The following is a 22,731-nucleotide window of genomic DNA, read 5'->3' as shown; positions in this document are numbered from 1 at the left end:
GGCCACGAGTATCTTGACCCTCAATCCCCGGGACCATCGATGTCGAAGCAACAACAGCACGCTCAACTGGCGACTCGGCCGACGCTCGACAAGGCTGTCGTTGGTTACGAGAAGCTCCGCACCGCGCTCCGCGAGCGCCTCACTGCCGAATTCGGGGTCACACAATGGACTGAGGAGCCCAATTCGGACGATTACCGCGGTTGCGCCCCACAGTTTCCGGACGTGACGGAGCAAGAGGCCGGCAAAAAGTTCTTGCCACGGTGGTACGCGCAGACCTCCCTATTGCCTCAGTGGGCGAAGGTCAAGGAGGTAGTGCGGGAGGTCGCCGGCGGGTATGGATTCACCACCATAACTCTTGACACGAACCAGGCCGGCGACGCCGAACTCAACCTCGCGGACCAGCTTGGTGCGGAGCTGTCCGTAGGGTCAGCAAAGTACACTGTCATGTCCTTGACCACGGGGTGCCACCTCATCAAGAAGTAGTCGTGCGTCGGGTTTTGGTGCCGGAGAACGAATCAGAATGAACCCGCTGCCCCGTTCCAAATCGGTAATCAAGAGCCGCCGTCTGCGCCTCGGACACTGTTCGCGGTGGCCTGCTGGTTGCTGGCCGGTGTTGGCATGACCGCCTGCTCATCGCAGTGAGCCCCAGAACTTTTGATTAGCCCTGTTCCACGCGGCATCGCTGAGATTCAGCGTCAACGGCAACGGGGCGACCTGCCCGGACCGGTACACGCTGTACGGGGTTTCGTTCAGTAGCGCGGCCGCGCCGGCGCCGGTGGGGAGTGTGGTTGAGGCGAGTCTCGGTGCGGTGCCGCTGCCGGTGGTGAGCCCGGCGAATGCGACGGCGTCGCCGCGGTTGACGGCGAGCGTGTCGAGGTTGACCGACTTCATGCCGGCGGTGGCGATCCAGCTCAGCCCGGAGACGGTGGCTTTCCGGTCGAGGTTGGACACGTTCGGGCCGCGGCTGAGCGGCGAAGATCAAACCCAGTCCAGTCGCCTAGGGCGGTTGCGTTCGCTGCTAGAGTGCGTCTGTCCAGGTAAAAGCCAGGCGAGCACAGCGCTAACCCCCGTTCAGCTTGAAAGCGTCCGTAGGGAAACCTACCGGGGTTCAAATCCCTCCGCTTCCGCTCCGGCGGTACCGGCGCCCCGCCGCTCGTCGTCCCGGGTCGTCCGGCGCGGCGAGCGGTGTGCGTGTGACCGGGATCGGCTGAGGGTGGTTCGTCGGGGCCGGGCTTTCGTTGCCGGGCAGCGTTACCGTGTGGTGTGCGCCGTGTTCCGGTCGAGTCGTCGGTGATCCGTGACGTCGGGTACGACCCGGCTCGTCGCGTGTGCGAGGTCGGCTTTCACTCCGGCGTGGTCTACCAGTACTTCCTCGTGCCCGCCCGCGTGCACCGGGAGTTCCTGGCCGCGGAGAGCCACGGGCGGTACCTGAACCTGGAGATCAAGCCACGCTTCGGGTTCCGCCGGGTCGACTGAGCGCCGGTCAGGGGTTCTCGAGCTCCCGCAACGCCATCCGGGCGCGGACCTCGGGGCGGCGCAGCGGCGGCACGGTGGCCGGTGGCTGACGGCGCTGCGGCAGTTCGTCGAGCAGCCGGGCGGTGATCGTGGCGATCTCCGCGACCGCTTCCTCGAACGGGTCGCGGGTCGCGTCCGAAAGGGACTGCACGCCGGTCACTTTGCGCACGTACTGGCGTGCCGCGGCTTCGATCTCTTCCGTCGTCGCGGCGGGCTGCAGGCCGCGCAGGGTGGTGATGTTTCGGCACATGTGGTTCAGGGTAGTGCTCTTCGGACGCTCGCATCACACTCTCGGGCCATCCTCGTTGACGCGGCGAGAGACCGCCCGGCACTCTCGGTGAAGTGCCCCTCAGACCTCGGTCCCGCCGTCCCGCCCCGTCCACCGCTCCCACCGACACCCGCATTCCCGAACAGGCGTGGCACCGGGTTCCCGCCGACGAACTGGTCACGCTCGTTTCCCTGGTGCTGACGGCACACGGCTTTCCGGACGCCCGCGCGCGAATGGCCGCGGAAGCGTTGTGCCACGGCGATCTCACCGGTGCGCCGGACACCGGGGTGCAGCAGTTGCTCCAGCTCCATCTGCCCGCCGTGGAAAGCGGTTTCGTCAGTCCTGGCGCGGAACCACTGCTGATCGCGGACCGAGGCGCGGCCGCGCTCATCGATTACCGTCGCGCCAGCGGATTGTGGGCTGTCGGCGACGCGATGGACCGCGCGGTCGTCCGGGCCGGCCGGTTCGGTGTCGGACTGGTGTCCATGCGCGGCGCGGGCCCGTTCGGCCGCGCCGGGCACCACGCGGCGCGGGCGTTGCCGCACGGGATGATCGGGCTCGTGCTGGCCGCCGGCGGCGTGGAGGACCAACCGGCGCATCCGCTCGGCATGGCCGCCCCCGCCGGGGCGTACCCGGAGTTCATGCTGGACGTGGATCTCGGTGACGCGGCGAGGAACCCGCAGTTCGCCGGTTTCGCGCTGATGGTGGACGTGCTGGCCGGTGTGCTCTCCGGCGTGGCCGACCACGAGCACGACACCGGCCTGCTGGTCATGGCGATCGCCCCGACCACCCTCCGCAGCGCGGACGGCTTCTACCGCGCGGCGAGCGCCCTGTTCGGCAGCATGCTCGGCTGGGAGGGCGGCGGCCCGATCCGGTACCCCGGCTGGCGGGAGGCGCAGTACCTCGAACAGTGCCGCGCGCTGGGCGTGCCCCTGTCCGCCTCGGTCCGCCGGCAGCTGGATTCGCTCGCGCTGAAACTGAGCCTGCCCCCGCTGACCACGGTGGGGTAGCGGCCTGTTCGCTCCGGCCGGCTGGGCTGCGGCTCGCTGTGTGTGGTCGGCCGGCTGGACCCCTTGTCGCCACGCTGGGGTGATCGGGTGGGCTGGCACGGGGTTCGGCCGGGTGAACCGGGCTCGACTGTGGTCACGCAGCCGTGTCCGAGCCAGGTTCAGCCTGTACGTGCGCAGCCGTGTCCGAGCCAATCGAGCTCAGATGGTGCGCGCGCAGCCGTGGCCCAGCGAGTCGAGCTCAACTGGTCGGCTGGGGCAGCCGTGGACGATCGAGTCCGGCTCAACCCGTGGTCACGCGGGCGCGGTCGTCGCCCAGTGCGACCACGTCGCCGGCCGTGAGCTGGCGGCCTCGGCGGGTTTCGGTCTCGCCGTTGACCGTGACCTCTTCTGCCTCGATGAGATCCTTCGCGTCCGCGCCGTCCTCGGCCAGGCCGGCCAGTTTGAGGAACTGGCCCAGCTTGATCGGTGCACCGGTGATGTGGACGTCGCGCACGGGGTCGCTCATGTGCGGCATCATGTCACGGACCGTACGGGCTCGTGCGCGACCAGGATCCGCATGCCGAGGCGAGGGAGCCGCGATGAAGGACTTCACGGGCAAAGTGGCCGCGATCACCGGAGCGGGGTCGGGGATCGGCCAGGCGCTGGCGTACGAGCTGGCGGTGTGCGGGGCCCGGCTGGCGCTGTCCGACCTGGACGAGTCCGGCCTGGAAACCACCGTCGCCGAGGTTCGGGCGCGCGGGGCGGAGGTGCGCGGTTACCCGCTCGACGTCGCCGACCGGGCCGCGGTGCTCGCGCACGCCGACGAGGTGGTCGCCGACTTCGGGCAGGCCAACCTCGTGGTGAACAACGCGGGTGTGGCCCTCGGCGCGACCGTGGAGGAGATGCGCTTCGAGGACTTCGACTGGCTGCTCGGCGTCAATCTCGGCGGGGTGGTGAACGGCACCAAGGCTTTCCTGCCGCACCTCATTGCTTCCGGCGACGGGTACGTTGTCAATCTCTCGAGCGTGTTCGGATTCGTCGGAGTGCCCACGCAGAGTGCGTACAACGCGGCGAAGTTCGCCGTTCGCGGATTCACCGAGTCGCTGCGGGAGGAAATGCTGGCCGGCCGTCGTCCGGTCGGCGTGAGCTGCGTGCACCCGGGCGGAGTCAAGACCGGCATCGCGCGGCACGCACGCGGTGGACACGAGGGCGACCAGGAGGCCGCCGCGGCCGGCTTCGAGAAAATTGCCCTGACCACACCGAAGAAAGCGGCCGAGACGATCCTGCGCGGGGTGCGCCGGCGCTCCGCCCGGATCCTGATCGGACCGGACGCCTACGTGATCGACGCGATCCCGCGCGTGCTCGCTTCGGCCTACCAGCGACCACTCGCCCTGCTGGCCCGTCCCGGGTTGAAACGGCTCGACCGGAACTGATCCGATGCCAGTCACGGAAAGCGATGATCACTCGATGGAGTTGCTTTTCTGACAGAACCGTCGGAAATGCACCAGAATGCGGGTGTCCATCCGTGTGCCCGTATCCCGGAGGTAACCCCGATGTTGCGCCTCGTCGAGAGCCGGCCGGCCGGAAGCCGCCCGGCCACGGAGCTGGCCGACCGAACCGGGATCATCGCGGCGAGCGTGCCGCGCAGCAGGCAGAGCCCGGAGGAGGCAGGCGAGGAGAGCAGCTGCGAGGAGACCCGGCCGATCCCGGTCGTCACCGGCCTGCACACCGCGGAGTCCGCGGTGGCCGTGCGTCGGCGCCGGCGGTCCTGGGCCACCGGCAGCGTGGCGCTCGCGCTGATCGCGCTCGGCTGGCTCGGCGGTGGCCTCGTCGCGGGCGGTGTGCTCGGGCACGAGCAGGACGACGCGGTGGCGGAGGCCGACCAGCGCGTCGTGACCGCTCCGCCGCCACCGCAGCACCAGTCGCCGCCGCCCGCCCCGCCGAAGGCCGCCGCGCCGGTCACCGTTTACGTGCCGGTGCCCGCGCACGACGAGCCGACCAGCAAGCATGCCACCGTCCGGCCGACCACCCCGCGTGCCTCCGCACCGTCGGAGCGCTCGGACCAGGACGAGGCTCGCGCGGACGCCCCCAAGCCCGCGCCCGCCACCAGTGCGGCGCCGAAGAAGGACTTCCGGCAGTACGTCGAGCAGCAGTGGCAGCCGTGGACGGAGCTGGCGCAGAAGATGTCCGGGCTGCGCTGAGCTTCAGCCGGGCCCGAGGGGGTTTCCGGCGGTAGGTCGGGTGGCGGTGGCGGCTGTGGTTGGAGTTGGTGCAGAGGGTGTCGGGGTTGCGCTGAGCTTCAGCCGGGCCCGAAGGGATTTCCGGCGGTAGGTCGGGCGGCAGTGGCAGCCGTGGACGGAGCTGGCGCAGAAGATGTCCGGGCTGCGCTGAGCTTCAACCGACCCACACGTACTCGTGCTCTGGCCGTCCCGTCGCGCCGTAGCGTAGCCGCATCTCCACTGCTCCGGATTCGGCCAGCGCGGTGAGGTAGCGCTGCGCCGTCGCGCGGGCCATGCCCAGTTCGCCGGCCACCTCGGCGGCCGAGAGCGGAGCCGGTGAACTGCGCAGCCGCTCGGAGACCAGCCGCGCGGTGGCGCTCGACTGGCCCTTCGGGGTGGCAGCGCGGTCCTGGTCGTGCAGGGCGCGGAACGCACGGTCCACGTCGTCCTGGTTGAGTGGCCTTTCGGTGGTCAGCAGGCCGCGGTAACGCGCGTAGGAGGTGAGCCGCTCGGCGAGCTGCCGGGTCGTGAACGGCTTGATCAGGTAGTTCAGCGCCCCCGCCCGGATCGCGGCGGTCACCGACGCGGCGTCCGTGGCCGCGGACAGCACGATCGCGTCGGTCTGCAGGTCGGGCAGCACGGACAGCCCCGGCTCGTCGGGCAGGTACACGTCGAGCAGCACCAGATCCGGCGCGAGCTCGCGCACGCGGGCACGCGCCTCGGCGGCGGTGTGCGCGACACCGGTGACGGTGAATCCCGGTACCTCCGAGACGAAACCGGCGTGCACCCCCGCCACGCGGAAGTCGTCGTCGACGATCAGGGTGTGGATCAACGGGGAACCTCCAGGTTCACGACGCAGGCCCGCTCAGCAGGCCGGGGAGCTTGGCGACGAACAGCGCGCCGGTCGCGCCGCCGCCGGGATCGGCGAGCCACACGTCGCCGCCGTGGGCGCGGGCGGCGTGCCGCGCCAGCGCCAGGCCGAGCCCGTGGCCCGGCGCGAGTTTGGTGGACACGCCCTCGTCGAACAGCTTGTCCCGCAGTGATTCCGGGACGCCCGGACCACTGTCCACAACAGACACGTGCAAGGTCGTCCCGTCGGCGAGCAGGCCCAGTTCGACTGCGGCCGGCCGGCGCGGTCCCATCCGGGCCGCGTGCAGTGCGTTGTCGACCAGGTTGCCGATCACCGTGCCGGCCGCGACCGGATCGGTCACCGCGGCGAGCACGAGGGTGTCGTCGGACAGCCGCAGTTCCATGCCTTTTTCTTGCGCCTGCTCACTTTTCGCGACGAGCAGCGCCTGCAGGTACGGATCGGCGACCTGCTCACCCGGCGGTTCGGCCCGTGCGCCGGTGGTCTCGGTGAGCGTCTGCAGGTACTCCTCGGCCTCGGCGTGGTGGCCGAGCTGCAGCAGCCCGGACAGCGTGTGCAGCCGGTTCGCGAACTCGTGCCGCTGCGCACGCAGACCGTCGGACAGCGACCGGATGCCGTCGAGTTCCCGGGTGAGCGTGTCCAGATCGGTCCGGTCGCGGAAGGTCAGCACGGTGCCGAGCGGACGTTCTTCCCGCCGCACCGCGCGGGAGTTGACCACGAGCACCCGGTCCCCGGCCACGGCGAGGAGATTGTCCACCGGCAGCCCTTCCGCGACCGCTTTGCGCACGCGGGGCGAGAGGTCCAGCTCGGCCAGTGGAGTCCCCACCGCGAGCGGCGTGCCGAGCAGCCGTTCGGCCTCGTCGTTGCGCACGGTCACCCGCTGCTGCGCGTCGACGGCCAGCACGCCTTCGCCGATCCCGTGCAGTACGGCCTCGCGTTCGTAGAGCAGTTCGGTCAGCTCGTGTGGTTCGAGGCCGTGGGTCACCCGGCGCAGCCGCCGGTTCAGCAACGCCGAAGCCCCGGCGCCGAGCAGCAGCGCGCCGGCGGCGAACACCGAGGTCAGCACGATGAGCTGGTTGACCTCGCCGGTCAGTGCGGCCACCTCGAAGCCGACGCTGACCTCGCCGACCACCCGTTTTCCTTGCCAGATCGGCACTTTGCTGCGCACGGACACGCCCAACGTGCCTCTCTGCACGGCACTCACCACTTCCTTGCCGGCGAGCGCGTCGTCGGCCCGGGTGCTGACCTGCTTACCCACCTCGCTCGGGGTCGGGTGTGCGAGTCGGATCTGCTTGTCGTCGGTGATCACTACGAACAACGCGTTGGTCGACGCGGTCACCGCCTGCGCCCGCACCTCGAGCGGCCCGCCCTGCCGTCGGGCCGCGGCGCCGGCTACCACCACCGGATCGGCTGCCACTGACCTCGCGATCGCCAGCGCCCGTTCGCCGTACTGCTCGGTGAGCACGGAACGCAGCAGCGAGCTGACCAGCGCGACGCCGAGGCCGACCACGAGCACCACCACGCCGATCTGCAGCAGCAGGACCTGACGGGTGAACCGCATCCGCGGAAAGAGCGCCCACTTCGGCATGCCCGGCAACATACCCCCAGCTCAACGCGGTGCGCTAAACGAGCAAAACGTGGAGAACGCGCAGAGCGCACGCAGAACGTCGACAAGCTTCCCGGTCGTGCGCGGCCCTCTTACCCTCCCTGGCAGCCCTGTGAGCGTCCCCACCGTGACGAAGGAGTCACCGCCATGGCCCCACCCTTGATCGAACTGATCAGAGCCACCAAAAGGTTCCCGAGTGGCTCGGGTTCGGTGCACACCGCGGTCCGCGAGCTGAGCATGACCGTCGAGCCGGGGCAGTTCGTCGCCGTGGTCGGTCCGACCGGGTGCGGCAAGTCGACGACGTTGTCGCTGGTGTCCGGGCTGCAGCCGGCCTCGGCCGGACGGGTGCTGGTGCACGGCACCGAGGTGAAGTCCATTCCGGACGGTGTCGGCTACATGTTCCAGACCGACGCGGTGATGCCGTGGCGTTCGGTGCTGGAGAACGTGGCGTCCGGACCGCGATTCCGCGGCGAGTCCAAGGCCGACGCACGGGCGAAGGCGGCGGACTGGATTTCCCGCGTCGGCCTCGCAGGTTTCGAGAAGTACTACCCGCACCAGCTTTCCGGCGGGATGCGCAAGCGGGTCGCGCTGGCCCAGACGCTCGTGACCGAACCGAAGATCCTGCTGATGGACGAGCCGTTCTCCGCGCTCGACGTGCAGACCCGCGCGCTCATGCAGGACGAGCTGCTGCGGCTGTGGTCCGGTTCCGGTGCCGCGGTGGTGTTCGTGACGCACGATCTCGACGAGGCGATCGCGCTGTCGGACAAGGTGGTCGTGCTGACCACCGGCCCGGCGACGGTGAAGGACGTCTTCGAGATCCCGCTGGAACGTCCGCGCAAGGTCGAGGAACTGCGGCTCACCGAGGAGTTCCGGGCGCTGTACTCGAACATCTGGGAATCGCTGCGTGGCGAGGTCGACAAGGCCCGGCAGAAGGGGGCGAGCAATGTCGCTTGAAACTCCGTCCGTGGCCGCGGAACAGCTGCCGGTCCTGGAGACCGAACAGGACGTGCTGGCCAGGGCCAGGCGTTCGGCCGCGCGGCACCGGCGCAACGTGTGGCTGCTGCGGCTGGCGATCGTGGTGGTGTGGCTGGGCAGCTGGGAGCTGGCCGGCCGGTACTGGATCGACCCGTTCTTCTATTCGATGCCCTCGAAGATCTGGCAGCGGCTCGCCGAGTGGTTCACCACCGGAACCGATTTCGGGTCCATCTGGTACCAGATCCTGGTGACCGTCGAGGAGGCGTTCATCGGGTTCGTGCTCGGTGCGATCGCCGGCGTGCTCTGTGGTGTGGTGCTGGGCCGCAGCCGGTATCTCGCCGAGGTACTGGCGCCGTTCATCAAGGCAGCCAACGCGATGCCGCGTATCGTGCTGGCGGCGTTGTTCGTGATCTGGTTCGGGCTCGGGCTTTCCTCGAAGGTCGCCACGGTGTTCGTCCTGGTGTTCTTCGCGGTGTTCTTCAACGCCTTCACCGGTGCCCGCGAGGTGGACCGCAACCTGATCGACAACGCACGCATCCTCGGTGCCACGCGATGGCAGGTGCTGCGGTCGATCGTGTTGCCCAGCGCGACTTCGTGGATCCTCTCGTCCCTGCACGTCGCGTTCGGGTTCGCGCTGATCGGTGCCGTGGTCGGGGAGTACACCGGGGCCAAGGCGGGGATGGGCTTCCTCATCGCCAACGCACAGGGCACGTTCGACACCGCCGGCGTCTACGGCGGAATGCTGATCGTCATGGTGGTCGCCTTGTTCGCGGAGTGGGCCATCGGGACCGCGGAACGACGACTGCTGCGCTGGCGTCCGCAAATGAGTACCGACGAAGGAAATCGGGGCATCTGATGCGGCTGAAAAGGACACTCGCGGTGGCCGCGGCCGCACTGGTCACGCTGAGCGGGGTCACCGCGTGCCGCGATTCCCGCAACATCGATCTCGGCGACAGCGGACGGCCGCACATCAAGATCATGGTCGGCGGACTGTCCAAAGTGATCTACCTGCCCGGTCAGCTCGCGCAGCAGCTCGGCGAGTACCGCAAGCAGGGCCTCGACGTCGAGCTGTACGACCAGCCCTCCGGCGCGAACGCGGAGACCTCACTGCTCGCCGGTGAGGTGCAGGCCGTGGTCGGGTTCTACGACCACACCATCGATCTGCAGGCCAAGGACCAGTGCCTGACCAGCGTCGTGCAGTTCTCGAACGTGCCGGGCGAGGCGGAGATGGTCGCCACCGGCAAGGCCGGGCGGATCCGGTCCGGTGCGGACTTCCGGGGCAAGAATCTGGGCGTCACGTCGCTGGGTTCGTCGACCGACTTCCTCACCAAGGCGCTGGCCTCGCGCGGCGGTGTCGGAGGGAAGGACTACACGCCGGTGAAAGTCGGTGCCGGGCAGACGTTCATCTCGAACCTGCAGCAGGGGGCGATCGACGCCGGGATGACCACCGATCCGACGATCGCGCAGCTGACCAACACCGGCGAGGCCAAGGTGCTCTACGACATGCGCACCGTCGAAGGCACCCGTGCCGCGCTCGGCGGGCTCTACCCGGCCAGCTCGCTGTACATGGGCTGCGAGATCGTGAAGCGCTACCCCGATGTGGTGCAGAAGCTCGCGAACGCCTACGTCGACACGCTCAAGTGGCTTTCCTCGCACACCCCGGAGCAGGTCGCGGACATCATGCCGCCCTCGTTCGCGGGCGGGGACAAGGCGTTGTACGTCAAGTCGCTCAAGGACAGCCTGCCGATGTTCACCGAGGACGGGCGGATGGACCCGGCGGGCGCGCGCAACGTGCTCGAGGTGCTGGGTTCCTCGTCCAGCAACGTGAAACCGAGGAAGGACGAGATCGACCTTTCGCAGACCTACACCACCCGGTTCGTGGACGCTGCGCACGCGCGCTCAGCGCAGTAGTCCCCCTGCGGGAGTCCGCACTCCGGCCGTCGCCTTCCCCACGGTCGGTGTGCGGACTTCCGTGTACCAGAAGGAAAGGTACGTTCAGGCGGGGTCGGCGAGAATGCCGTTGACGAAGGTGCCCGGGTGCGTGGCCCCGTCCTGGCGGGTGATCGCGAGGCCGGCGGGCCAGTCGGCGTGCAGGGCCTTGGTCTGGCCCGGCGGAATGGTCGTGACCTCGGTCGGCGTCCAGCCCGCGCCCTGGTCCGCCTTGAGCGTGGTGATGGACGCGGTCGCCGTCTTGCCCGGTCCGACGACGTTGTGGTCGACTCCGTTGTCCTGACGCGGCAGGTGGTACACCGAGCCGTAGGGCTTGCTGTCCGGGCCGTTCAGGTCGACGCCGGGCACGCCGTAGAGCGCGCAGTCGCCGGACGAGGTGTTCTTGAACGTCAACGCAAGTTCCACCTGGCCGCTGTTCCCTCCCGCTCCCGTGGCCGGTTTCGGCGCATCCAGCGAGACGGACAGGTCATCGGTGGTGCAGCGTGGCGTGGAATTGCCGGGCCCGGCCGGCTTCTTCGTTTCGGCAGCGTCCGGCGAGCCGCCGGAATCCGCGGCGGGCGCGGAATCCGACGAGGAAGAATCCGACGCGGAGGGAGCCGACGAGGAGGCACTGGGCGCCGCCGAGGTGGCGGGCGCGGCGGCATCCGGTGTCGAACCGCAGGCGGCGAGGGTGAAGACGCCGGCGATGGCCGCGGCGCCGAGGGACACTCGCGTGAGCGTGGTGGTGGACATCCGAATGTTCTCCTCTTCCCGGTGATCGTGACCCACGTCGTTCGAGGTCATCGGGTAGATGCCCAAGATCGCCTGCGGTATGCGCCGGAGTGCGGTTGTTCTCTTCGGGGCAACCCGATCGTGGGGCGTCGCGTCCACCCGTGCGGGAAAGGAAAAGAGCGGCTCGAGTACCTCCAGCGCACTCGAACCGCTCTTTTCCCTTGGGTGCCGCGGGATCGGCAGGCCTCACACGTTGCTGATCTCCTCGATCAGCCGGTCGACGTCGAAGTGCTCGCTCTCCGCGCCGAGCGGCACGAGCTCGTAGGAGGACTCCAGGAACGTCCGGATGTCCTCGCGCTCCAGTTCGAACGAGGCGTAGCCGTCCGGCGATTCGATCTCCATCGTCAGCAGTTCCTCGTCCTCGGACAGGTCGGGGCGGATCCGTACGTCGCCGATCCCGGACGGTTCGGTGAGGCCGGTCGCGAGCAGTTCCCGCGCGAACGTCCACTCGATCCACCGTCCGCGTTCGGTCCGGAATGCGACGGTGACCGCGAAGGGCTCCCCGGCGTGGAAGGACAGCCGGGACAGCACCGGCGTGGTGCTCTCGTTCAGCAGGACGAACTGGGTCTGGTGAATCGCGTCGGTGTCCACGGCTGCTCCTGGTGTCCTCCGGTCGTTCGCGCCTTGCGAACTGGTCGGCAAGGAGATGACCGAACCCGCGGGCCGTGACGGCGGTTCTCCGACGTTCACGCGATCGGCTGCATCTGTCCTCTGTGGCGTAACGCCGGACACAGAACCCTTGTGCCCGCCCGAGGTCAGGCGAGCGGCAGCGTGAGCCCCACTTTGACGCGGTCCATCGCGACGCTCGTGGTGAAGTGCCGGACGTCCGGGTTGTCGACGAACATCCGCCGGCTGAACGCCTCGAAGGCGGCCATGTCCGGACAGGTGACCACGAGTGCGAAGTCCGCCGCGCCGGTCACGTAGTAGCACTGCTGGACGCAGCCCTCAGCGACCACCTGGCGGCGGAAGACGTCGAGTACCCCCAGGGTCTCCCGTTCCATCTCGACCATGACCACGAACGTCATGTCCAGTCCGAGCGCGGCCGGCGACAGCACCGCGACCTCCTTCTCGATCACCCCGGTTTCGCGCAGCCGCTTGATCCGCCGTTGCACGGCCGCCGCGGACAGGCCGACCTTGGCGCCGATCACCTCGGCGATGGTGCGGGCGTCGGCCTGCAGGCAGGCGAGAATGGCGAGGTCCAGCTGGTCGAGGTCGGGAGTGCGCACGCCCCAGGCTAACCGGGCGGACGCGCCGGGCGCCTCGTCTTTACGGCCGCCCGGCAGGGGTAACCGGCATGGCGCACCGCAATACCTCCTATCGAGCGAATGTGGAAGAGGTCTCTTAGTGACCTGCAACACAACTCACCGGTCTACTAAGGGGTAGCCCATACAAGAGAGGCAGCCCGGGGAAACCGCCGCCCACCCGGTCTGGGAGGTTCCGTCGTGAGTGCCGCAGGAGTGTCGCCGGGGCGTGCCGCCGTGGTCGCCGGATGGGGCGGTGCGCTGCCCGAGCGGGTGGTCACCAACCACGAGATCGCCGCCCGGCTGGACACCACGGACGAGTGGATCCGCACCCGTACCGGGATCCGCGAGCGCCGCCAGGCCGCCCCTGGCCAGTCCACAGTGGACCTGGCGGCCGAGGCGGGCCGTGCCGCGCTGCGCGGTGGCCGCGCGGACGCGCTCGTCCTCGCCACCTCCACTCCCGACCAGATGTGCCCGGCGAGCGCGCCGCAGGTCGCCGCACGACTGGGCCTCGGCACGGTGCCCGCCTTCGACGTGAACGCGGTGTGCAGTGGTTTCGTCTACGCGCTGGCGACCGCGAGCGGCTTCATCTCCGGCGGGATCGCCGAACGCGTGCTGGTGATCGGCGCCGACGTGTTCACCTCGCTGATCGACCCCGGCGACCGGGCCACGGTGCCGATCTTCGGCGACGGCGCCGGTGCGTTGCTGCTGCGTGCCGGTGCGCCGGGGGAACCGGGTGCGCTGGGCCCGTTCGACCTGCACAGCGAGGGTGAGCTGGCCGAACTGCTCTGGGTCGAGGCGGGTGGTTCGCGCCGCCGCGTGCCGGACGATCCGGGGGAGCGGTTCCTCGTCATGCAGGGCACCGCGGTGTTCCGGCAGGCCTGCGCGCGGATGGCGGAATCCTCGCGCGCGGTGCTGGAAGAGGTGGGCTGGATGGTCGGCGATGTCGACCGGTTCGTGGGCCACCAGGCCAACATCCGCATCCTGCAGGCGACCGCGAAACACCTCGGCCTGCCCGCGGACGCGGTGGTCGCCAACATCGACCGGGTCGGCAACACGAGTGCCGCGTCGATCCCGCTCGCCCTGTCGGACGCGGCCGCCGACGGCACCCTGTCGGCCGGGCACCGGGTGCTGCTCACCGCCTTCGGCGCCGGTCTCACCTGGGGCTCCACCGTCCTGACCTGGCCGGAGCTGCCCTGAGTCCTGGCCCGTGAGGCGGCCTTCACGGACGTGGGGGCACCGTCCAGGCGCGGGTGGACTGGTGGCGGCCGCGCAGGTGCAGTTCGCCGTGCAGTCGCCAGTGCTCGCGCTCGCCGCCGAGCGCGGCTTTCACGGTCACCTCGGCGGCGAGGATGCGCGACGGCGCGGCTTTGGCGTGTTCGGTGAGCCGCGCGGCTTCGTTGACCGCGTCGCCGATCACGGTGTACTCCAGCCGGCTCGACGTGCCCAGCTGACCGGCGAAGACCGAACCGGTCGCCACGCCGATGCCCAGGTCCAGTTCGCCGTCGGAGACGACTGCGTCGCGGATGGCGCGGGCGGCCGCCAGCGCCATCGTGGGACCGTCGGACAGCCGGGTGGGCGCGCCGAAGACGCACAGCGCGGCGTCGCCCTGGAACTTGTTCACCAGCCCGCCGCGGGCGTCGACCGCGGAAACCACGCTGGCGAAGAACCGGTTCAGCTTGTCCACCAGTTCCTGTGGCGGGGTGCGGGACGCCAGCGCGGTGGAATCGACCACGTCCACGAACAACGCGGTGACCTCGCGGACGTCGCCGGACAGCGAAGCGCCGTACTCGAGCGCGTGCCGGGCGACGTCGGTGCCCACGTGTCTGCCGAACAGGTCCCGCATCCGGTCCTGTTCCCGCAGCCCGGCGGCGAGGTCGTTGACCGACGTCTGCAGCATGCCGATCTCGCTGGAGTCGTCCACGTTCACACGGACGTCGGTGCTGCCGCGGGCGATCCGGTCCAGCGCGATCCGCAGCCGGTGCAGGGGCGAGGCGACCGCGCGGGCCAGTAGCGCGGTGCCGATCGCGCCGGTCGCCAGCCCGGTCACCGACAGCACGACCAGGCTCGGCGTCGGATCCGCCCGGCCGAGGTCCGGCGGGGTGGCCACGAGCAGCACGCCGATCAACGGCACCCCGCAGGCCAGCGCCCAGGTGACGATCAGCCGGGTCAGCACGGTGACCGGCAGCGAACCCCGCGGTGGGAGCACGTCGAGCGCCATCGTCATCACCGGGCGGGCGACCCATTCCGCGGCCAGGTACGTCAGCCCGACGGTGGTGAGCCCGCCGAGCCCGATGGTGAGCGCCATCCCTGCTGCGTCTTCGCCCGAGCCCAGTACCCCCGCGAGGACGCCGAGCGTGAGCGCGCCGAGCAGCCACAGCGTGCCGCTGACCACGGCCATGTCCACCGGCAGCCGCAACGCCCGCCGGGCCTCGTCCTCGGCCGGTGGCCGGCCGAGCGTGAACCAGACCACCGTGCGCCGCTGCAGGTACGCCGTCCAGAGCGTGCCGGCGAGGAGGCTCAGCGCGACCACGCCGGCCGCGGTGACGCCCAGGATCCAGCCGCGGTCGCCGACGTCGCCGGGCAGCCCCTGCAGGAGCAGCAGCAAAGCCACGACCCCGGCGCCGGCGACACTAGAGCCGATCCCGAGCCCGGCGAAGCCCAGGCTGGTACGCAGAACCAGCCGGAACCGCCCCGCCGTCTTCCCGTGCACGCCGCCGATCGTATGGGTTCCCGGGCCGGGGAGCGAAACCGTCCTGTCGTCACCCACCGGCAGCAGCCACGGCGAAAAGCGGTGGCTCGTCCGCGGCGCCGGTGCGGTTGCCGGGACTCCAGCATCCGGGGCCGCCGTGGCGACCACTGAACAGCGTGATGCCGGCCGGCGAGTGCGTGGTCGCGCAGAAACCGCACATGGTGCTGCGCAGCCACGCGAAGCGTCCGAAGTGGAGGGTCAGAACGTCCACTCGCCGATCCGGCCCATCCGGCGCAGCGGGGGAATGAGCGCGCTCGCCCGCAGCGCGAGGCGCGACGCCCTCGGCAGCCGGGCGACCACGTCCGGCGGCGCCCAGTCGGTGGCGTCCAAACAGGACACCAGACGCAGGCCGTAGCGCTCCAGCTCGTGCGGATCGTCGATGCCCCAGTGCAGTTTCGCCTTCGACCGGCGGACCACCGGATTGACCACCTGCGCCTTGACGCCGAGCGTGCTGAAGAAATCGCAGACGAGCCTGCCGGACGGGAACCGGCCGACGAGCCGGCGCACCAGCTCCGTGCCGGTCGTGGCGGTGAGGTACATGGTGAGGCCTTCGGCGACGATCAGCGTGGGCCGATCCGCCGGGACCTGGTCCAGCCACGCGAGATCGGTGACCGACGAGCCGATCGTGGCGTAGCCGGGACGCCGCGGGTAGAGCCGCTCGCGCAGCGCGATCACGTCCGGATAGTCGAGATCGAACCAGCTGACGCTCGCCGGCGGGTCGAGCCGGAACACCCGGGAGTCCATCCCGCAGCCCAGATGCAGCACGACCGCGTCCGGGTGCTCGGCCAGCCACGTCCGCACGAGTTCGTCGATGGCCCGCGCCCGGATCACCACGGACATGGCGGTGTCCTGGTTCACGCCGAGCCGGGCGAAGTCGTAGTCGATGCGCCGCACCGCTTCGTCGGCCGCGGTGTCCGCGAGCACCGAGTCGGCCCGGCGGGCATCGAGGGCACGGCCGTACAGCGTGCCCAGCATGGTTTCCTTCTCCTCGGTGAACCGCACCTTCTCCATGGACGACCCCCGGCTGCACGGTCTTCACAAACTTGTGAAGAGAGTAGCGCGATTCCGACACGGCGGCATCAGATCGGATCGCAGGTACGCGCAGGGCCTCAGCCGAGGTGGTCGTGCGAGCCGGTTCGGGTCGCCCGCCGCGAACCGTGCTCCTGGGTGTCGGTCCGGACACATCGCGTCGCCGGAAGCCGGTGGGGTGCCTAGGGTCCCCCTATGACGTGGTGGCACGCCCTGATCATCTTCGTCGCCGGAGTGTGGGCGGGCGGGATCAACACGGTGGTCGGATCCGGGACGCTGGTGACCTTTCCGGTGCTCGTGGCGCTCGGGTATCCGCCGGTCACCGCGACCACCTCGAACGCCGTCGGACTCGCGCCGGGCACCATCAGCGGCGCCTACGGATACCGTGCCGAGCTCGTCGGGTACTGGCCGCAGGTCGCGCGGTTCTCGGTTTCGGTGTTCCTCGGGGCGATCGGCGGCACCGCTGCGCTGCTGACCTTGCCCGGCGATGCCTTCGAGACCATCGTGCCGGTGCTCGTCGGGCTCGCCGTGGTGCTGGTCATCGTGCAGCCCCGGGTGTCCAAGTGGGTGCAGCGCCGCCGGGAGGCCAGCGGCAGCGAGCACAAACCCGGCCCGCTGCTGTTCGGACTGCTCTTCGTGATCGGCATCTACGGCGGCTACTTCACCGCGGCGCAGGGCGTGATGATGATGGCGGTGATGGGCATGCTGCTCTCGGAACCCATGCAGCGGCTCAACGGCGTGAAGAACGCGCTCTCCGCGGTCGTCAACGTGGTCGCCGGCGTGATCTACGCCTTCGTCGCCCCGGTCAGCTGGCCGGTGATCGGGCTGCTCGCGCTCGGCTCGACCGTCGGCGGACAGCTCGGCGCGAAGATCGGCCGGAAGCTGCCGCCCGCGGTGCTGCGTGGCGTGATCGTGGTGATCGGCCTCGCCGCGGTGGTGCAGCTGCTGCTCAAATAGCGAACTCGCGCGCCGCGGTCAGGAACTGGTCGTTCTCCTCCGGGGTTCCGATGGTCACCCTGGCGCCGTCGCCGGCGAACGGGCGCACGATCAGCTTCCGGTCGAGCATGTGCTCGGCGAAGGCGACGGTGCGCTCGCCGAGCGGGAGCCACACGAAGTTCGCCTGCGTCGGCGGGATCTCGTAGCCCATGTCCAGCAACGCGTTCCGCACCCGCTCGCGCTCGGCGACGATGTCCTGGCAGCGGGCGAGCAGCTCGTCCGCGGCGTCCAGCGAGGCGATGGCGGCGATCTGCGCCAGCGAGTTCACCGAGAACGCCACGTAGACCTGTTGCAGTGCCTGGGCGATCGCCTCGGGGGCCACCGCGTAGCCGACCCGCAGCCCGGCCAGCCCGTAGGCCTTGGAGAATGTGCGCAGCACCGCGACGTTGTCCCGCGTGCGCGTGAACTCCACGCCGTCCGGGACCTCGGGATCGGTCACGAACTCCTGGTAGGCCTCGTCAAGCACCACCAGCACGTGCGGCGGCACGGCGTCGAGGAACCGCTCGATCTCGTCGCGGCGCAGTGCGGTGCCGGTGGGATTGTTCGGATTGCAGACGAAGACCAGCTTCGTGCGCTCGGTGACCGCCGCCAGCATCGCGTCGAGGTCGAGGCCGTGCTCCGGGGTGAGCGGGACCTTCACGCCGGTGGCGTGCGCCACCTGGGCGACGATCGGGTAAGCCTCGAACGAGCGCCACGGGAACAGCGCCTCGTCGCCCGGCCCGCACACCGCCTGGATCAGCTGCTGGCACAGCGACACCGAACCGCAGCCGACGGCGAGCCGTTCCTGACCCACCTTCAGCTCCTGGGAAAGGCGCTCACGCAGCGCCTGCGCGCCGTTGTCCGGATAGCGGTTCACGCTGGTCATCGCGGCCGCGACGGCCTGCTGCACGCTCGGCAGCGGTCCCCCGGGTACCTCGTTGCTCGCAAGCTTGATCGCGCCTTCGATCGTCCGGCCGGGGACGTACTTCGGCAACGAATCGAGGTCGGAACGGGGGGCGAGAGACGGCATCGTCGGTCTCCTGGGGGCTGGCTGGGACGGCTCGGTCACCGTATCTCGCCTCCGCGGATCCGCAAAGGTTCCCAATGTTCACCCCGAGGTGATTGCATGAGGCGATGACGTCGACGACCACCCTGGATCACCAGCGTACCGACGGCCGCGCGGTGCGCCTGACCTTCGCCGAACCCGAGGGTGCCCGCCGCGGCGGCCTGATCGTGCTCCACGAGGGCGATGGCGTCACCGACGGTGTGCTGCTGCTGGTCAAGAGCCTCGCCGGGGAGGGCTGGCTCGCGGTCACGCCGCACCTCGAACGCGACGCGGACCTGACCCAGCAGGACCTCCTCGACGCGACCGACCGGGCACTGGAATGGCTCCTCGACCGCGGCGTCGAGGCCGACCTGCTCGGCGTCGTCGGCTTCGACCTCGGCGGCACGGCCGCACTGCTGGTGGCGTCGCGTCGCAAGCTCGGCGCCGCGGTGAGCGTCGGCGGGCAGGCGGTCGCCGAACTGCCGCGGCTGCTGGAGATCGCCGGCCAGGTCACCAGCCCGTGGCTCGGGATGTACGGCGACGCCGGTGACGCCGACGGCGAGGCCACGGTCGAGCAGCTGCGAGAAGCCGCGTCGACCGCGAAGGTGGCCACCAACGTCGTCCACTACCCCGGTGCGAACCACCGCTTCGACGCCGATCCGGAAGCCGCGCAGGAGGCCTGGCAACGCACCCTGGACTGGTTCGACGCACACCTGCGGTGAGCTCTTGCCGGTGGTGATGGCCACAGTTAGCTTCGGTGCGTGACCCCGAACGCTGATGTTCCCGAAGTGCTGTGGCAACCCGAACCCGGCCAGGTCGCCGGCACGAGGATCGAGGCTTTCCGCGAGTGGCTGCGCGAGCGCCAGGGCGTCGAGCTGGCCGATTACGACGAGCTGTGGCGGTTCTCGGTGGAACACGTGCCGGAGTTCTGGGCCGCGGTCGCGGAGTTCTCCGGCGTGCGCTGGCACGAGCAGCCGCGCGAGGTGCTGTCCGGAGCCATGCCCACGGCCAAGTGGTTCGAAGGCGGCACCCTCAACTACGCCGAGCACGCGCTCAGCCCCGGCGTGGCCGGAGCGGCGAAGGCCGACGACGAGCTGGCCGTGATCTTCCACCGCGAGGACGGGTTCGCCGAGCAGCTGACGTTCGGCGACCTCCGCGCGCACGTCGCCGCCGCGCGAGCCGGGCTGGCCGCGCTGGGCGTCGGCAAGGGCGACCGGGTGGTGGCACTGGCGCCGAACTGCCCGCAGACCCTGATCGCCTTCCTCGCCACGGCCTCGCTCGGCGCGATCTGGTCGTCGTGCTCGCCGGACTTCGGCATCCGCGCGGTCTCCGACCGGTTCACCCAGATCGAGCCGAAGGTGCTCGTCGCGGTGAACGGGTACGCCTACAACGGGCGTTCGTTCGATGTGTGCGACACGGTGCGACTGCTGCAGGAGCAGATCCCGACACTGGAAGCCACCGTGCTGGTGAACTACGCCGGCGAGGGGACCGTCGAGGGCGCGATCGACTGGAGCGCACTGCTTGCCGAGCACTGCGGCGGACCGCTGGACTACGAACCGGTCGATTTCGCGCATCCGTTGTGGGTGCTGTACTCCTCGGGCACGACGGGCCTGCCGAAGGGGATCGTGCAGGGGCACGGCGGAATCGTCGTCGAACACCTCAAGGCGCTCGGCCTGCAGTCCGGTCTGGGCCCGGGCGAACGGTTCTTCTGGTTCACCACCACCGGCTGGATGATGTGGAACTTCCTCGTCTCCGGCCTCACCGTGGGCGCCACGATCGTGCTGTACGACGGCAGTCCCGGCCACCCCGACCTGAACGTGTTGTGGCAGCTGGCGCAGCAGCACCGGATCAGCTACTTCGGCACGTCCGCGCCGTTCATCCAGAGCTGCCTCAAGGCGGGACTGAAACCGGCGGAGCGCTACGACCTCGGCGCCCTGCGCGCGCTCGGGTCGACGGGGGCGCCGCTGTCGGCGGAGGGATTCCGCTGGATCGCCGACGAGATCGGCCCGTCGGTGCAGATCTGCTCGGTGTCCGGCGGCACCGACCTGTGCGCGGCCTTCGTCGCCGCGGCGCCGGACGTGCCGGTGTGGCTCGGCGAACTCTCCTGCCGCGCGCTGGGTGCGGCGGTGGCGGCGTTCGACGAGAAGGGCGAACCGGTCGTCGAGGAGGTCGGCGAGCTGGTGATCACCGAGCCGATGCCGTCGATGCCGGTGTACTTCTGGGCCGACCCCGACGGTTCGCGGCTGCGCGAGGCGTACTTCGAGATGTATCCGGGGGTGTGGCGGCACGGGGACTGGATCAAGATCACCCGGCGTGGCTCCGCGGTCATCTACGGCCGCAGTGATTCCACTCTCAACCGCGGCGGCGTGCGGATGGGCACGGCCGAGTTCTACCGCGTCGTCGAGGCGTTCGACGAGGTCGCCGACTCGCTGGTGGTGGACACCTCGGCGGTCGGCAACGAGGACGGCCGGCTGCTCTGCTTCCTGGTCATCGCCCCCGGAGCCACCCTCGCCGAAATCGAGCCCGAGCTGCGCAAACAGCTGCGCAGCGCGCTGTCGCCACGACACGTTCCGGACCGCTTCGTGGTGGTCGCCGAGATCCCCCGTACGTTGAACGGTAAGAAGTGTGAGGTACCAGTGAAGAAGATCCTCTCCGGAGTCGCGCCGGAGCGGGCGGTGAGCAAGGACGCGCTGGCCAACCCGGCCGCGTTGACGCCGTTCGTGGAGCTCGCCGTGGAGTGAGGAAAACGGGGGAAGCATGGCTCGGCTGTACGTGTTGCACGCGTGGTGACGGGGACGCGCGCGCAGCACACCTGGCAGGTGGCGGGGGTCACGTCGGTCGTCGCGATCACGTGGGTCACCCGGCTCGTCGGCCTGATGACGATCGTGAGCGTCGTCGTTCCCATCGGCCGTGACCTGCGTGGTCACCTGGCGAAATGGCTCGAGCTGCCGCAGGAGGCGACGACCGCGGCGGCCGCGGTGGCGATCGTCATCGGCGTGCTGCTGATCCTGCTGGCCGCGGGGCTGCGCCGGCGCAAGCGCCGGGCCTGGCAGCTCGCGGTGGGTTTCACCGCGCTGTTGACCTTGTCACACCTGGGGTTGCGCCATTCGTTCGGCGCCGGGCTGGTCTCGGTCATCCTGCTCGCCGGGCTGCTCGCCACCCGCCCGTACTTCATCGCCCGTCCGGACCCGACGGTCGGTCGGTGGCGGGCCGCGCGGGTTTTCGCGCAGCTGCTGCTGGCCGGGTTCGTGATCAACGTGCTGCTGCTGTCGATGGCTTCGCCGCGCATGCTCGACCCGCTGCCCTTCCCACAGCGGCTCACGCAGTCGGCGCTGGCGCTGACCGGGGTGAGCGGGCCGGCGGTGTTCCGCGAGGAGTGGCTGGAGGACCTGTCCGCGACCGTCGGGCTGGTGTTCAGCCTCGGCGGGGTGCTGCTGGCCGCGTACTTCCTGTTGCGCTCGGCCGAACCGGCGCCGGAGCTGTCCGACGACGAGCTGGCGCGGCTGAACGCCTTGCTGCGCCGGCACGGCGATCGCGATTCGCTGGGCTACTTCGCTTTGCGGCGGGACAAGTTCGCGGTCTTCTCGAAGTCCGGCAAGGCGGCCGTGACGTTCCGGGTGATCGCCGGCGTCGCGCTGACGTCGGCCGACCCCCTGGGCGACCACGAGGCGTGGCAAGGGGCGATCGAGGAGTACCTGGAGATCTGCCGCCGCAACGCCTGGGTGCCGGCCGCGATGGGGGCTTCCGAACTGGGTGCCACGGTGTGGGCGCGGTTCGGCCTGGAGGTGCTGGAGATCGGTGACGAGGCCGTCGTCGACACCCAGGACTTCACCCTCGAGGGCCGGACCATGCGTGGTGTGCGGCAGGCCGCGTCGCGGACGAAGCGGGCCGGGTACAAGGTGCTGGTGCGCCACGCGGAGGACCTGCGCCCTGGCGAACTGCCCGAGCTGAGCGACCTGGCCGCCGCCTGGCGTGGCACGGAGACCGAACGCGGTTTCTCCATGGCACTCGGGCGAATGGGCGACGCCGGCTCGATGATCGTCACCGCGGAACAGGACGGCCGGGTCCGTGGCGTACTGCAATTCGTGCCGTGGGGCGAAAAGGGCCTGTCGCTGGACGTGATGCGGCGTGACCGCAATGTGGACAACGGCGTCAACGAGCTGATGATCTCGGAGCTCCTGCTGTACGCCCGCGAACACGGCGTCGACCACGTGTCGCTGAACTTCGCCGCTTTCCGTGCCCTGATGGAACAGGGCCAGCGCATCGGCGCGGGCCCGGTCGCGAGGCTGTCGGCGAAGGTGCTGCACTTCTTTTCCCGGTGGATCCAGATCGAAAGCCTGTACCGGTTCAACGCCAAGTTCCAGCCCCGGTGGGTCCCGCGCTACCTCGTGTACCCGGGCGTGGGTTCCCTGCCGAGAGTCGGCATCGCCACCTTCGAGGCCGAGGGCCTTGGCGGCCGTTCTCCCTGGATGCGCCGCCTGCTGCACCGTTGAGGGGGGTACCTTCACGGTGGGTGGTGGGGGTGTGT

General features: G+C 69.9%; 25 protein-coding genes. 13 read left to right on the top strand and 12 right to left on the bottom strand.

What is annotated here, in order from left to right:
- The first annotated feature begins 39 nt into the window (after nucleotides 1-39).
- Nucleotides 40-483, top strand: a complete 444-nt coding sequence (locus tag BJY18_RS21980; RefSeq protein ID WP_184781744.1) for an LppA family lipoprotein — start codon at nucleotides 40-42, stop codon at nucleotides 481-483.
- Nucleotides 484-630: 147 nt separating this feature from the next.
- Here BJY18_RS21980 and BJY18_RS21975 read toward each other — a convergent pair whose 3' ends face one another.
- On the bottom strand, nucleotides 631-951 hold the full coding sequence (locus BJY18_RS21975; RefSeq protein WP_184781743.1) for a hypothetical protein: 321 nt from the start codon (nucleotides 949-951) through the stop codon (nucleotides 631-633).
- A 339-nt stretch (nucleotides 952-1,290) separates the two neighbouring features.
- Between BJY18_RS21975 and BJY18_RS37000 the strand changes: the two genes are divergently transcribed.
- Entirely contained in the window at nucleotides 1,291-1,476 is a 186-nt protein-coding gene (locus tag BJY18_RS37000) for a KTSC domain-containing protein (RefSeq protein ID WP_312873923.1), read from the top strand.
- 7 nt (nucleotides 1,477-1,483) lie between these two features.
- Here the strand turns inward: BJY18_RS37000 and BJY18_RS21965 are convergent, their stop codons facing one another.
- Nucleotides 1,484-1,765, bottom strand: coding sequence for a DUF2277 domain-containing protein (locus BJY18_RS21965; RefSeq protein WP_184781741.1), 282 nt, complete (start codon nucleotides 1,763-1,765; stop codon nucleotides 1,484-1,486).
- A gap of 92 nt (nucleotides 1,766-1,857) precedes the next feature.
- Between BJY18_RS21965 and BJY18_RS21960 the strand changes: the two genes are divergently transcribed.
- Nucleotides 1,858-2,793: an Ldh family oxidoreductase gene (locus BJY18_RS21960; RefSeq protein WP_184781740.1), complete on the top strand. Its 936-nt coding sequence runs from the start codon at nucleotides 1,858-1,860 to the stop codon at nucleotides 2,791-2,793.
- A gap of 280 nt (nucleotides 2,794-3,073) precedes the next feature.
- On the opposite strand, the gene BJY18_RS21955 is transcribed toward BJY18_RS21960, so the two are convergent.
- Nucleotides 3,074-3,298 (bottom strand): RNA-binding S4 domain-containing protein, encoded by a 225-nt coding sequence (locus BJY18_RS21955; protein WP_184781739.1) that lies wholly within the window; start codon nucleotides 3,296-3,298, stop codon nucleotides 3,074-3,076.
- A 73-nt stretch (nucleotides 3,299-3,371) separates the two neighbouring features.
- On the opposite strand from BJY18_RS21955, the gene BJY18_RS21950 reads away from it, so the two are divergent.
- Nucleotides 3,372-4,205, top strand: coding sequence for an SDR family NAD(P)-dependent oxidoreductase (locus BJY18_RS21950; protein ID WP_184781738.1), 834 nt, complete (start codon nucleotides 3,372-3,374; stop codon nucleotides 4,203-4,205).
- 120 nt (nucleotides 4,206-4,325) lie between these two features.
- The gene (locus BJY18_RS21945; protein WP_184781737.1) at nucleotides 4,326-4,973 is read left to right on the top strand and encodes a hypothetical protein; all 648 of its coding nucleotides are present in this window, start codon (nucleotides 4,326-4,328) and stop codon (nucleotides 4,971-4,973) included.
- A gap of 193 nt (nucleotides 4,974-5,166) precedes the next feature.
- Here BJY18_RS21945 and BJY18_RS21940 read toward each other — a convergent pair whose 3' ends face one another.
- Together BJY18_RS21940 and BJY18_RS21935 are read right to left on the bottom strand one after the other, a co-directional pair.
- Entirely contained in the window at nucleotides 5,167-5,823 is a 657-nt protein-coding gene (locus tag BJY18_RS21940) for a response regulator (RefSeq protein WP_184781736.1), read from the bottom strand.
- Between the two features lie 16 nt (nucleotides 5,824-5,839).
- Complete coding sequence (locus BJY18_RS21935) at nucleotides 5,840-7,420, bottom strand: sensor histidine kinase (protein ID WP_184784771.1); 1,581 nt, start codon at nucleotides 7,418-7,420, stop codon at nucleotides 5,840-5,842.
- Between the two features lie 192 nt (nucleotides 7,421-7,612).
- On the opposite strand from BJY18_RS21935, the gene BJY18_RS21930 reads away from it, so the two are divergent.
- The 3 genes from BJY18_RS21930 to BJY18_RS21920 are packed head-to-tail and all read left to right on the top strand — an operon-like array spanning nucleotide 7,613 to nucleotide 10,351.
- Nucleotides 7,613-8,419, top strand: a complete 807-nt coding sequence (locus BJY18_RS21930) for an ABC transporter ATP-binding protein (RefSeq protein WP_184781735.1) — start codon at nucleotides 7,613-7,615, stop codon at nucleotides 8,417-8,419.
- On the top strand, nucleotides 8,409-9,296 hold the full coding sequence (locus tag BJY18_RS21925) for an ABC transporter permease (RefSeq protein ID WP_184781734.1): 888 nt from the start codon (nucleotides 8,409-8,411) through the stop codon (nucleotides 9,294-9,296). The genes BJY18_RS21930 and BJY18_RS21925 overlap by 11 nt, the downstream gene beginning before the upstream one ends.
- Nucleotides 9,296-10,351, top strand: coding sequence for an ABC transporter substrate-binding protein (locus BJY18_RS21920; RefSeq protein WP_184781733.1), 1,056 nt, complete (start codon nucleotides 9,296-9,298; stop codon nucleotides 10,349-10,351). Before BJY18_RS21925 ends, BJY18_RS21920 begins: the two co-directional genes overlap by 1 nt.
- An 84-nt stretch (nucleotides 10,352-10,435) precedes the next feature.
- Here the strand turns inward: BJY18_RS21920 and BJY18_RS21915 are convergent, their stop codons facing one another.
- From BJY18_RS21915 to BJY18_RS21905, 3 genes are all read right to left on the bottom strand, one after another.
- The gene (locus tag BJY18_RS21915; protein ID WP_184781732.1) at nucleotides 10,436-11,122 is read right to left on the bottom strand and encodes a DUF4232 domain-containing protein; all 687 of its coding nucleotides are present in this window, start codon (nucleotides 11,120-11,122) and stop codon (nucleotides 10,436-10,438) included.
- 225 nt (nucleotides 11,123-11,347) lie between these two features.
- Nucleotides 11,348-11,752, bottom strand: a complete 405-nt coding sequence (locus tag BJY18_RS21910) for an SsgA family sporulation/cell division regulator (RefSeq protein WP_184781731.1) — start codon at nucleotides 11,750-11,752, stop codon at nucleotides 11,348-11,350.
- 164 nt (nucleotides 11,753-11,916) lie between these two features.
- Nucleotides 11,917-12,387, bottom strand: a complete 471-nt coding sequence (locus BJY18_RS21905; protein ID WP_184781730.1) for an Lrp/AsnC family transcriptional regulator — start codon at nucleotides 12,385-12,387, stop codon at nucleotides 11,917-11,919.
- 216 nt (nucleotides 12,388-12,603) lie between these two features.
- Between BJY18_RS21905 and BJY18_RS21900 the strand changes: the two genes are divergently transcribed.
- Complete coding sequence (locus tag BJY18_RS21900; RefSeq protein ID WP_312873922.1) at nucleotides 12,604-13,602, top strand: beta-ketoacyl-ACP synthase III; 999 nt, start codon at nucleotides 12,604-12,606, stop codon at nucleotides 13,600-13,602.
- A gap of 22 nt (nucleotides 13,603-13,624) precedes the next feature.
- Here the strand turns inward: BJY18_RS21900 and BJY18_RS21895 are convergent, their stop codons facing one another.
- The 3 genes from BJY18_RS21895 to BJY18_RS21885 are packed head-to-tail and all read right to left on the bottom strand — an operon-like array spanning nucleotide 13,625 to nucleotide 16,165.
- Nucleotides 13,625-15,115 (bottom strand): adenylate/guanylate cyclase domain-containing protein, encoded by a 1,491-nt coding sequence (locus tag BJY18_RS21895; RefSeq protein WP_184781729.1) that lies wholly within the window; start codon nucleotides 15,113-15,115, stop codon nucleotides 13,625-13,627.
- A 49-nt stretch (nucleotides 15,116-15,164) separates the two neighbouring features.
- Nucleotides 15,165-15,365: a hypothetical protein gene (locus BJY18_RS21890; protein ID WP_184781728.1), complete on the bottom strand. Its 201-nt coding sequence runs from the start codon at nucleotides 15,363-15,365 to the stop codon at nucleotides 15,165-15,167.
- Complete coding sequence (locus BJY18_RS21885) at nucleotides 15,353-16,165, bottom strand: class I SAM-dependent methyltransferase (protein ID WP_184781727.1); 813 nt, start codon at nucleotides 16,163-16,165, stop codon at nucleotides 15,353-15,355. Before BJY18_RS21885 ends, BJY18_RS21890 begins: the two co-directional genes overlap by 13 nt.
- A gap of 213 nt (nucleotides 16,166-16,378) precedes the next feature.
- Here BJY18_RS21885 and BJY18_RS21880 point away from each other — a divergent pair, with 213 nt between their 5' ends.
- Nucleotides 16,379-17,140, top strand: coding sequence for a sulfite exporter TauE/SafE family protein (locus BJY18_RS21880; RefSeq protein WP_184781726.1), 762 nt, complete (start codon nucleotides 16,379-16,381; stop codon nucleotides 17,138-17,140).
- Here BJY18_RS21880 and hisC read toward each other — a convergent pair.
- On the bottom strand, nucleotides 17,133-18,188 hold the full coding sequence (hisC, locus tag BJY18_RS21875; protein ID WP_184781725.1) for a histidinol-phosphate transaminase: 1,056 nt from the start codon (nucleotides 18,186-18,188) through the stop codon (nucleotides 17,133-17,135). The two genes, BJY18_RS21880 and hisC, sit on opposite strands and share 8 nt — an antisense overlap.
- A gap of 104 nt (nucleotides 18,189-18,292) precedes the next feature.
- Here hisC and BJY18_RS21870 point away from each other — a divergent pair, with 104 nt between their 5' ends.
- From BJY18_RS21870 to BJY18_RS21860, 3 genes are read left to right on the top strand one after another with little or no spacing between them, the layout of a single operon-like run.
- Nucleotides 18,293-18,925: a dienelactone hydrolase family protein gene (locus BJY18_RS21870; RefSeq protein WP_184781724.1), complete on the top strand. Its 633-nt coding sequence runs from the start codon at nucleotides 18,293-18,295 to the stop codon at nucleotides 18,923-18,925.
- Between the two features lie 39 nt (nucleotides 18,926-18,964).
- Nucleotides 18,965-20,944, top strand: coding sequence for an acetoacetate--CoA ligase (locus BJY18_RS21865; protein WP_184781723.1), 1,980 nt, complete (start codon nucleotides 18,965-18,967; stop codon nucleotides 20,942-20,944).
- A 42-nt stretch (nucleotides 20,945-20,986) separates the two neighbouring features.
- Nucleotides 20,987-22,696, top strand: coding sequence for a phosphatidylglycerol lysyltransferase domain-containing protein (locus BJY18_RS21860; protein ID WP_312873921.1), 1,710 nt, complete (start codon nucleotides 20,987-20,989; stop codon nucleotides 22,694-22,696).
- Nucleotides 22,697-22,731: the final 35 nt, after the last annotated feature.

This window comes from Amycolatopsis jiangsuensis, from assembly GCF_014204865.1.
In the GTDB taxonomy this organism is placed as follows: domain Bacteria; phylum Actinomycetota; class Actinomycetes; order Mycobacteriales; family Pseudonocardiaceae; genus Amycolatopsis; species Amycolatopsis jiangsuensis.
The sequence above is the reverse complement of the archived record's forward strand: the minus strand, read 5'-3'. Positions and strand labels throughout refer to the sequence as shown.

Bases quoted from the DNA above. Each gene is read 5' to 3' on its own strand.
- BJY18_RS21980 (WP_184781744.1), top strand. From the start codon at position 40: ATGTCGAAGCAACAACAGCACGCTCAACTGGCGACTCGGCCGACGCTC.
- BJY18_RS21965 (WP_184781741.1), bottom strand. From the start codon at position 1,765: ATGTGCCGAAACATCACCACCCTGCGCGGCCTGCAGCCCGCCGCGACG.
- BJY18_RS21955 (WP_184781739.1), bottom strand. From the start codon at position 3,298: ATGAGCGACCCCGTGCGCGACGTCCACATCACCGGTGCACCGATCAAG.
- BJY18_RS21950 (WP_184781738.1), top strand. From the start codon at position 3,372: ATGAAGGACTTCACGGGCAAAGTGGCCGCGATCACCGGAGCGGGGTCG.
- BJY18_RS21945 (WP_184781737.1), top strand. From the start codon at position 4,326: ATGTTGCGCCTCGTCGAGAGCCGGCCGGCCGGAAGCCGCCCGGCCACG.
- BJY18_RS21935 (WP_184784771.1), bottom strand. From the start codon at position 7,420: ATGCGGTTCACCCGTCAGGTCCTGCTGCTGCAGATCGGCGTGGTGGTG.
- BJY18_RS21930 (WP_184781735.1), top strand. From the start codon at position 7,613: ATGGCCCCACCCTTGATCGAACTGATCAGAGCCACCAAAAGGTTCCCG.
- BJY18_RS21925 (WP_184781734.1), top strand. From the start codon at position 8,409: ATGTCGCTTGAAACTCCGTCCGTGGCCGCGGAACAGCTGCCGGTCCTG.
- BJY18_RS21920 (WP_184781733.1), top strand. From the start codon at position 9,296: ATGCGGCTGAAAAGGACACTCGCGGTGGCCGCGGCCGCACTGGTCACG.
- BJY18_RS21915 (WP_184781732.1), bottom strand. From the start codon at position 11,122: ATGTCCACCACCACGCTCACGCGAGTGTCCCTCGGCGCCGCGGCCATC.
- BJY18_RS21885 (WP_184781727.1), bottom strand. From the start codon at position 16,165: ATGGAGAAGGTGCGGTTCACCGAGGAGAAGGAAACCATGCTGGGCACG.
- BJY18_RS21880 (WP_184781726.1), top strand. From the start codon at position 16,379: ATGACGTGGTGGCACGCCCTGATCATCTTCGTCGCCGGAGTGTGGGCG.
- hisC (WP_184781725.1), bottom strand. From the start codon at position 18,188: ATGCCGTCTCTCGCCCCCCGTTCCGACCTCGATTCGTTGCCGAAGTAC.
- BJY18_RS21870 (WP_184781724.1), top strand. From the start codon at position 18,293: ATGACGTCGACGACCACCCTGGATCACCAGCGTACCGACGGCCGCGCG.